This window comes from Paucibacter sp. XJ19-41, from assembly GCF_028462495.1.
GTDB lineage: Bacteria > Pseudomonadota > Gammaproteobacteria > Burkholderiales > Burkholderiaceae_C > Roseateles_E.
Map to the genome: position 1 here is coordinate 1 of NZ_JAQOWX010000174.1, position 8379 is coordinate 8379.

Annotated in this window: 8 protein-coding genes; 2 read left to right on the forward strand and 6 right to left on the reverse strand. The window is 66.9% G+C overall.

Annotated features, from left to right (window positions below; all coding sequences use genetic code 11):
- Window positions 1-70: 70 nt before the first annotated feature.
- The 4 genes from PO768_RS26725 to PO768_RS26740 all read right to left on the reverse strand — a co-directional run bounded on the left by PO768_RS26725 (window position 71) and on the right by PO768_RS26740 (window position 4021).
- On the reverse strand, window positions 71-367 hold the full coding sequence (locus PO768_RS26725) for a hypothetical protein (protein WP_272648482.1): 297 nt from the start codon (window positions 365-367) through the stop codon (window positions 71-73).
- Window positions 368-1110: 743 nt separating this feature from the next.
- Window positions 1111-1545, reverse strand: a complete 435-nt coding sequence (locus tag PO768_RS26730) for a hypothetical protein (protein ID WP_272648483.1) — start codon at window positions 1543-1545, stop codon at window positions 1111-1113.
- A 342-nt stretch (window positions 1546-1887) separates the two neighbouring features.
- Window positions 1888-3096, reverse strand: a complete 1209-nt coding sequence (locus tag PO768_RS26735) for an IS91 family transposase (protein ID WP_272648484.1) — start codon at window positions 3094-3096, stop codon at window positions 1888-1890.
- A gap of 22 nt (window positions 3097-3118) precedes the next feature.
- A complete protein-coding gene (locus PO768_RS26740) occupies window positions 3119-4021 on the reverse strand; it encodes a tyrosine-type recombinase/integrase (protein ID WP_272648485.1) in 903 nt (300 codons plus the stop codon).
- A gap of 483 nt (window positions 4022-4504) precedes the next feature.
- Here PO768_RS26740 and PO768_RS26745 point away from each other — a divergent pair, with 483 nt between their 5' ends.
- Both PO768_RS26745 and PO768_RS26750 read left to right on the forward strand, forming a co-directional pair.
- Complete coding sequence (locus tag PO768_RS26745; protein ID WP_272648486.1) at window positions 4505-5569, forward strand: integron integrase; 1065 nt, start codon at window positions 4505-4507, stop codon at window positions 5567-5569.
- A 44-nt stretch (window positions 5570-5613) separates the two neighbouring features.
- Window positions 5614-6534, forward strand: coding sequence for a dienelactone hydrolase family protein (locus PO768_RS26750; RefSeq protein ID WP_272648487.1), 921 nt, complete (start codon window positions 5614-5616; stop codon window positions 6532-6534).
- Window positions 6535-6538: 4 nt separating this feature from the next.
- On the opposite strand, the gene bla is transcribed toward PO768_RS26750, so the two are convergent.
- Window positions 6539-7465 (reverse strand): class A beta-lactamase, encoded by a 927-nt coding sequence (gene bla / locus PO768_RS26755; RefSeq protein WP_272648488.1) that lies wholly within the window; start codon window positions 7463-7465, stop codon window positions 6539-6541.
- Window positions 7466-7498: 33 nt separating this feature from the next.
- On the reverse strand, window positions 7499-8379 hold an 881-nt coding region (locus PO768_RS26760), incomplete at its 5' end, for a D-alanyl-D-alanine carboxypeptidase family protein (RefSeq protein ID WP_272648489.1).

The window sequence follows — 8379 nt, forward strand, 5'->3', positions numbered from 1 at the left end:
TCAACGTTGAAGCTGAGCCGCGACCCGAGGCATGCCGAGGGGAGTCGGCTCGAGCGACTGGTTAGGCATCTCACACACCAGAGCAGCCCGGCAATGTTGTTCCGACGCTTGCGAACGCCAGTACGGCACCAAGCAAGCCGACAGAAAGAACAGCACCAGCAGCCCGAAGTGAGCGCCGCTGAACGGCCACAATGATGAAGGCCAGCAAGGCCATGGCACAGAAGACAAAGCTTGCAGCGAATGCTATCGGCCCATGTGGCTGGCAAATGTACGCACGCGCGAGCCACATGCCAACTGCGAAGGTTGTCATGCTGGTCGCGACGAAAGCAATGCCCGCTCGATAGATCGAATCCGATGCTGTCGCCATAGATGCCTAACGTGAAAGCTCAGCGGGCGGCGAAGCCGTCCGCTGCAGCGACTGGTTATGCCGAGCCCCGCGACTCGACGGCACGGCGAGGGAGGCAGCGACGTGCTGACGAAGCTGACAGCCGCCGAAGGCTGAGGCGAGCGGGCTTGCTGGACTAGCCGCAACCACGGCGCGGCGCTAACCCGAACCCTGAGCGCTAGCAAGACCTGGCACCGCAACGCACTCGCCAGACTTCGCCGCGAGCGCCAAGGCCGCCTGCTCGGCAGGCCCGCCGCGCAAGCCCGGCCTGAAGTCAGCGATGAAGTTCTGTCTAGCCTGCTGCATAACGTGAAAGCTCAGCGGGCGGCGAAGCCGTCCGCTGCAGCGACCGGTTATGCCCAGCCTCGCTACTCGAAGGCACGGCGATGGAGGCAGCGCAGCGCTGCCGAAGCTGAAAGCCGCCGAAGGCTGAGGCGAGCGGGCTTGCTGGACTAGCCGCACCCACAGCGCGGCGCGAATCCGGACCCTGAGCGCTAGCAAGACCTGGCACCGCAACGCACTCGCCCGACTTCGCCGCGAACGACAAGGTTGCCTGCTCGGCACGCTCGCCGCGCAAGCCCGGCCTGAAGCCAGCGATGGAGTTCTGTTTAGCCTGCTGCATAACGTTTGGTTAAGGGGCCGGCTTTAGCCGGTCCCGAGTGAGCGAAGCGAACGACTTGAACCAGTTGTTAGGACGCACCACAAGAGCCAGTTCTTGGCGCACTTTATGCCTCTATATGTCTTACAGGAAGCCCAAGGCGGAGTGCTTCTGCACATACCTGTCTGCTAATTTCGTCGTCTTCAATAATCAACGCAACATTCGTTAGCTCATTAATCGGCAAGTAGCCAGATCTGTCTTCGGTGAAAGCCTCTACTGTGAGGCCTTGTTTGCGGAAGGCATCTGAAATACGACGACCTTCGACAGGCTCGAATTCTCCTAGATCAAGTGAGGTGTGCGTACGCAACTTTGTAAGAACCTCCGTTGCTGGCAGCTCACCATACTCGGGGATTATTGCTCGGAGCGATTTTATTTCCTTTAAGCTAGGTCCAGTGCCACCAAAGTTCAGGGAAATTTTTATGCACTGGCGATATATATAGGCAAGTGCCCAGCCAGGTTCAGAGCCGTCCCAAAGGTATTTGTACTCGTTGGTAGTGTTCATAGTCCTAACAGTCAGCGTTTATCTGCCGCCCCAAGGCGCAGGCAACCCGGCCGATCGTGGCCGGCGGCAGATAAACCGTGTTGAACTGAACCGCCCAGGGCGATGCCGCTGGCTGTGGGGGATTTGATCGAATCTGACGAGGCCATGCAGCCAATTATGGGCGGGCGGCCCGCTGCGAGGCTGCGGAATTGCCCTTTCCACCCCTTTGGGGGGATCGTTTGGCTCGGCCCGTCGCTCTGCCACATGGCGCTGTGCGGCCAGCGACATCCGAGCGGCAAGACCTGTCCCCGCAAGCCCAGCCAACGGTCCTGAAGCAGCACGTATGGAGATTCATCTGTGTGCTCATGGCGGCCCTCGTGCCTGCACGTGCAGGGCGTCGTTCCGGTCTGCGCAAACCGACTGCCCTGGCGCCGGCAGGTATCGCTGCCCAGCCAGCGTCTGCACGGCCCGCAGCATCCCGACCTTGCACTGAGGACAGCACAAGAAGTCCAACTTGCTGACACGCTGCACGAACGCCCGTGCCGCTTCCAGCGCGGGCGGATTCGGTGCCGGCTGCGCAAGGGCCTGCCGTGCTTGCCGCAACTGCGTTTTCTTGCAGCCGTTGGCCAGCACCCCGTAGTGACGGATGCGTTTGATGCCGGCCGGCAGCACATGCAGCAGGAAGCGCCGCACAAACTCGCTCCCCTGCAGCTTGAGCACGCGCTTGCCGCCATGCTCGTCCGCCCGCACGCTGAAGACGACCTCGCCCGCAGGACTGATGGTCTTGATGCGCTCGTTGCCGATGGCCGTGCGGTGGGTGTAGCGGCTCAGGTAATCGAGCACTTGTGCCGGTCCGGCCAGGGGGGTCTTGGCGTAGACCACCCAGTCGTGCCGGTACAGCGCCTGGCGCCCCGCCTGACTGAACACGGTGTCGGCATTCTGCGGATGCCGCTCGGCCAAGTCTCGCAGCTTCGCGATGAACTTGCCGCGGTACACCCGTGACAGCGCGCGCACCGGGAAGAGGAAGTCGGGTTTGCGCGCGGGGACTTGCCAATGCCCGTTGGGCGCGAGCACGCCGCAGGCCATTACCGCATGCAGGTGCAGATGCTGGCGCAAGTCCTGGGTCCAAGTGTGCAGCACGAGACTGAAGGCGGGCTGCCCGTTCTCAACGCCCATCCAGCGTGCATTGGCGGCGAACTCGCCCAGTGTCGCGGCCACACTGGCGAACAGCGTGTCAATGAGCCAGCGGGGTTGGTGGCGATACAGACCGTTGAGCTGGTGCGGCAGCGTGAAGACCAGATGCGCGTAAGGGACCTGCAGCACTTCAGCCAAGCGGCCTTGCAACCATCGATCCTTGGCTCGGGCTCCGCACTGGGGGCAGTGTCGGTTGCGGCAGGAGTGGAAGTGCCAGTGGCTGTGCCCGCAATGGCTGCAGGCCAGGCGCTGCCCGCCCAGCGCCGACGTTCGGCAGGCGCAGATGGCCCGCCAGGCTTTGGCTTGCTGGGTGCTCAGCGCGGGCGCCTGCACATAGGCTGCGCCGCACTGCTGCAGCACGTCGGCCAGGGTGGCCACCAACGTTCTCGGTGAAGCGAGCTCAGTGGTTCGGCGGCACGAACGGCGCCGGTGGCAGTGCGGCGAGCAGATCCAACGGGTCAGCCAGGCGCGGTGGCTTGAACTGTGGGCTGATCAGGTGCAGGTAGCAGCGGCTCGTGGTCTCGATGTGTGAGTGCCCCAGCAGCCGGGAGATGGTGTGCAGGTCCACGCCTGATTCCAGCAGGTGGGTGGCAAAGGCGTGCCTCAAGCCATGGGTGCTGCCGGCCTTGTGGATGCCGGCCGCGCGGCGTGCGGCTTGGTAGTGGCGCTGAACGCCGGAGGTGCTCAGCGGCTGGCCGGTGTCGGTGTTGGCAAACAGCCAGCCCGGGGCCTTCTGATGGCAGCGATAGCGCCGGCAGTGCTCGCGCAGCAGGACCAGCAGGGTCGGGCTCAGCAGCGTGTAGCGGTCGGCCGCCCCCTTGCCGGCGACGATGCGCACGCACATGCGGTCACGCGCGCTGTCGATGTCGCACGCGCGGAGTTGGCAGCCTTCGGTGATTCGCAGGCCGCAGGCATACAGCGTCTGCATCAGCATGCGCATCACCGGGTTCGTGCAATGCGAGAACAGCTGAGACAGTTGATCGCGCGACAGCAATTCAGGGCGCTTGTGCGGCGCTCGCGCCACCGGCGGCAGCATCCGCTGGCCCTGTTCGGGCAGGCTCAGCACGTGGGTGAACAAGAAGCGGCTGGCCGCAGCCACGTGGTTCACGCTGGAGAAGGAGAGCTTGCGTTCCTTGACCAGGTAGACCATGTAGGACTCGATCTCCTTGGCTGTCAGCTCGGCGGGGCTGCGCTTGAAGTAACGCGCCATCCGGGCCAGCGAATCCACATAGGTCTCTTGCGTGCGCGCGGCCATGCCGCGCACCACCATCGCATCGAGCATTTGCTGCCGCAGTGGTGTCATGACAGTCTCCTGGAGCCGGGGAACATTCCCCAGCTCGCAGACTTCTCCCGTCATTCGCTTGGCGCAAGTACTGCGCCCCATGCAAAACGCGGTGACCGCCGGCGGTGGCAGCCACCGCGTCAGCGGTTTAGTTCAACGTGTTGTAGGGAGACAGGCACTGCGCCCTAACGCCGGGACGTGCTGAATAACATCGGGCAGCGGATGCCGCCCAAGTCTTTGCTGTGATTTCATTTTCCCCCTTTGACTGTATGTAAATACAGTACTAAATTTCCTGCAAGTCCGGCGGCTTGTTTGTGCGTCTTCTTTTCTCGGCGCCGGGGCTTGGAGCTTATATGTTGCCATCATCACCCGGGTCATTGCCAGCGCGCAAAACCCTGAGGCCGGCGGCGCACGGGGCGGCGGTGGCCCTGCCGCCGCTGCGGTCGACCAAGCTGCTGGACCAGTTGCGTNAAAACCCTGAGGCCGGCGGCGCACGGGGCGGCGGTGGCCCTGCCGCCGCTGCGGTCGACCAAGCTGCTGGACCAGTTGCGTGAACGCATACGTTATCTGCACTACAGCCGGCGCACCGAGGAGGCCTATGTGTTCTGGTATCGCGCCTTCGTGCGCTGGCACGGCCTGCGCCACCCGGCCGAGATGGGCGGGGCCGAGGTGGAGGCTTTTCTATCCTATCTGGCCGCCGATCGCGGCCTGGCACCGTCCACCCACAGGCAGGCGCTGTCCGCCCTGCTCTTTCTCTATGGCAAGGTGCTCGGCCTGAGCCTGCCCTGGATGGCCGAGATCGGCCGGCCGCAGACGCAGCGGCGCCTGCCGGTGGTCTTGTCGGTCGAAGAAGTGCAGGCCTTGTTCGCGCAGATGGCGGCGGCGGCGGCTGCTGCTGCCGATGGCGGCAGCGAGCATCTGCTGCTGGCCAAGCTGCTCTATGGCACCGGGCTGCGCATCAGCGAGGCCCTGCAACTGCGCGTGAAGGATCTGGACTTCGAGCACCAGGCGCTGATCGTGCGCTCGGGCAAGGGCGGCAAGGACCGCGTGGTGATGCTGCCGCAGACCCTGCATGCCGAGCTGCGCACCCAGCTCGCTGATGCGCACCGGCGCTGGGCCGCCGATGCTGCGTCCGGCCAGAGCGGCGTGGAGATGCCGCATGCACTGGAGCGCAAGTACCCCAGAGCAGGGCACAGCTGGGCGTGGTTCTGGGTCTTCCCGCAAGACCATCTGTCCACCGATCCCCGCAGTGGCGTGGTCAGGCGGCATCATCTGTACGACCAGACCTTCCAGCGTGCATTCAAACGGGCAGTGGTCGCCGCCAGCATCACCAAACCGGCCACGCCGCACACCCTGCGTCATGCGTTCGCGACCCATCTGCTGCAGGCCGGCTACGACATCCGCACGGTTCAGGAGTTGCTGGGCCATGCCGACGTCGCCACGACCATGATCTACACGCATGTGCTCAGGCTCGGCGGCGCCGCCGTGCGCAGCCCGCTCGATGCGCTGCCGCCGCCCGGCCGCCTGCGGGAAACCCCGGGACTCACGCCGTCCGGCCGGGCGGTGTAAAACGCAGCCTCGCTCATCCTGTCGTCAACTCGCGGAGGTTTTCCATGAATCCACAAGCATCAGCGTCAGCAACCGCGCCCGTCATCGACCCCAGCCAGTTCGACCCCGAGCTGTGGTGCCTGTTCGACCAGTACGTGCATGGCGACATCGACCGCCGCGGCTTTCTGGACCGGGCGGCGCGCTTCGCGCTGGCCAGCGGCACGACGGCGGCGGCGCTGCTGGCGGCGCTGAGCCCGGACTTCGCGCAGGCGCAGAAGGTGGCGCCGGGCGATGCGCGGGTCAAGGCCGAGTTCGTCGAGTTCGCGTCGCCGGCCGGCTATGGCAAGGTGCGCGCCTATGTGACGCGGCCGGCCCAGGCGCCGGGCCCGCTGCCGGTGGTGCTGGTGATTCATGAGAACCGCGGCCTGAACCCGCATATCGAGGACATCGCGCGGCGCCTGGCGCTGGACGGCTTCATCGCGGTCGCGCCCGATGCGCTGTTCCCGCTGGGCGGCTATCCGGGCGACGAGGACAAGGCCCGCGAACAGTTCGCCAAGCTCGACCAGGCCAAGACACGCGAGGACTTCGTCGCGGCCGCCGGCTTCGCGCGCGGCGTCACCGGTGGCAATGGCAAGCTCGGCGCGGTGGGCTTCTGCTATGGCGGCGGCATGGTCAACTTCCTGGCCACCCGGCTGCCCGAGCTGCAGGCCGGCGCGGCCTTTTATGGCGCGCCGGCGCCGGCCGAACAGGTGGGCCAGATCAAGGCCGAGCTGCTGATCATCTTTGCCGAGAACGACGAGCGCATCAACGCCGCCTGGCCCGCCTACGAGGCCGCACTGAAAAGCGCCGGCACCAAGCACGAGGCCTTCAAGTACGCCGGCACGCAGCATGGCTTCAACAACGACACCACGCCGCGGTTTGATGCCAGCGCGGCGCAGCAGGCCTGGGCGCGCACGCTGGCGCTGTTCAACCGGACCTTGCGCTGAGGGTTCAGCGCGGCTGGCGCGAGAGCCACCAGGCCGCCGCCAGCCGTCCGACCTCGGCCAGCACCGCCTGGTCCTGGTCGCGCATATGGTCGTGCCGGCCCGGGCCTTCGTAGTAGGCCGACACGATCAGCGGCGGCCGCCCCGGCGGCCAGGCGATCGCGACATCGTTGTACTTGTCATCCACGCCCGGGCCCATGAAGGTGCCGGTCTTGTCGCCAGCCTTCCAGCCGGCCGGGAAGCCGGCGCGCAGGCGCTTCAGGCCGGTGTCGGTCGCGATCATCCACTGGGCCAACCGCTCGCGCGAGGCCGGCGCCAGCCAGTCGGAATTCAAGAGCCGGTCGGTCGTGCGGGCCATCGCCAGCGGCGTGCTGGTGTCCCTGAGCTCGCCGGCGTGGACCACATCGACCACATTCATCTGTGGCTCGTAGCGGTCCACCCGGGTCTCGCCATCGCCCAGCTCGCGCAGCCTGGCCGTCAGGCCGGCCGGGCCGCCGAGCTCGCGCAGCAGCAGATTGGCGGCGACGTTGTCGCTGGTGGTCTGCGTGGCCTCGGCCAGCGCGGCAATGCTCATGCTGCCGCTGGCCAGATGCCGGCCCGTCACCGGTGCATGAGGCACCATATCGGCCGGCCCGTAGCGCAGCGGCCGATCGAGCTGCAGCCGGCCCTGGTCGGCCTCGCGCAGCACCACGCCGGCCAGCGGCAGCTTGAAGGTGGAGCACAGCGCAAAGCGCTCCTGCCAGCGATGGCCGATCAGCGCGCCATCGGCACAGTCCAGCACGGCCACGCCGAGCCGGCCACCGGCCTTCTGTTCCAGCGCGGCAAAGGGGGCATGGGCCGTCACCACGGCATTGGCGACGCCGGGCAGGCCGCCCAGCAGCAGCGAGGAGGCGCCGGCCTGCAGCAAGAGTTGGCGGCGAGAGAGGGTGTTCATCGGTATTGATTCCATGGGGTAGATGTTCTTGGCTCAGCCCTGCAGCGCAGCGCGGATGCGCTGCAGATCGGCCTCGCGCTGCGCGGCGTCCGGCGCCCCCAGCAGCACCACGCTCAGCCGCCGTCCCTGCAGGTGCATCTGCAGGGCCACGCAGCGCCCGGCCGCCTGTGTGAAGCCGGTCTTGGCCAGCAGCATGGGCCAGCCGGGGGCGCCGACCAGCGGATTGCTGTGGAGGGATTCGATCGGCTTGCCATCGACCAGCACGCGGGCCCGCGCCGCGCCGGCGGCTTGCCGTATCAGCGGCTCGCTGGCGGCGGCCTCGAGCAGACGGGCCACATCGGCGGCGCTGGCCCGGCTGCTGGACGGCACACCGGTCGGGTGGCGTAGCTCCGCCGTCTGCAGACCCAGGCTGCCGGCCTTGTCCTGCGTGGCCTGTTCGAAGGCGGCCAGGCCGCCCGGATAGTGGCGCGCCAGCAGCTGGGCGGCGCGGTTGTCGGAGGCCTGCAGCATCAGGGTCAGGGCCGCCTCGCGGCTCAGCCGCTGGCCCGGCCGCAGCGACGCGCTGCTGAAGGGGCTGGCCCGCACATCCTCGCGCGAGACGCTCAGCTGCTGCTGCAGGTCCTGCCCCGCGTCCAGCACCACCAGAGCCGTCATCAGCTTGCTGATCGAGGCAATCGGCACCGCCTGCTGCGCGTTGCGCGCCAGCAGCACCTCGCCGGAATCGGCATCCAGCACCAGCGCATGGCTGGAGGCCAGCGCCAGGTCGGCGGGCAAGTGAGGGCCGGCGCTGGCAGGGACTGCGCTTGCCGCCAAGCCGGCCTGCGCCGTCGCGTTGTGCATGCCGGCCAGCGGCAGCACGCCGGCCAGCAGGCCCAGCAAGAGCAGCGCGGACAGCAGCCGCGGCCCCTCCCCGT

Bases quoted from the DNA above. Each gene is read 5' to 3' on its own strand.
- PO768_RS26725 (WP_272648482.1), bottom strand. From the start codon at position 367: ATGGCGACAGCATCGGATTCGATCTATCGAGCGGGCATTGCTTTCGTC.
- PO768_RS26740 (WP_272648485.1), bottom strand. From the start codon at position 4,021: ATGACACCACTGCGGCAGCAAATGCTCGATGCGATGGTGGTGCGCGGC.
- PO768_RS26750 (WP_272648487.1), top strand. From the start codon at position 5,614: ATGAATCCACAAGCATCAGCGTCAGCAACCGCGCCCGTCATCGACCCC.
- bla (WP_272648488.1), bottom strand. From the start codon at position 7,465: ATGAACACCCTCTCTCGCCGCCAACTCTTGCTGCAGGCCGGCGCCTCC.
- PO768_RS26730 (WP_272648483.1), bottom strand. From the start codon at position 1,545: ATGAACACTACCAACGAGTACAAATACCTTTGGGACGGCTCTGAACCT.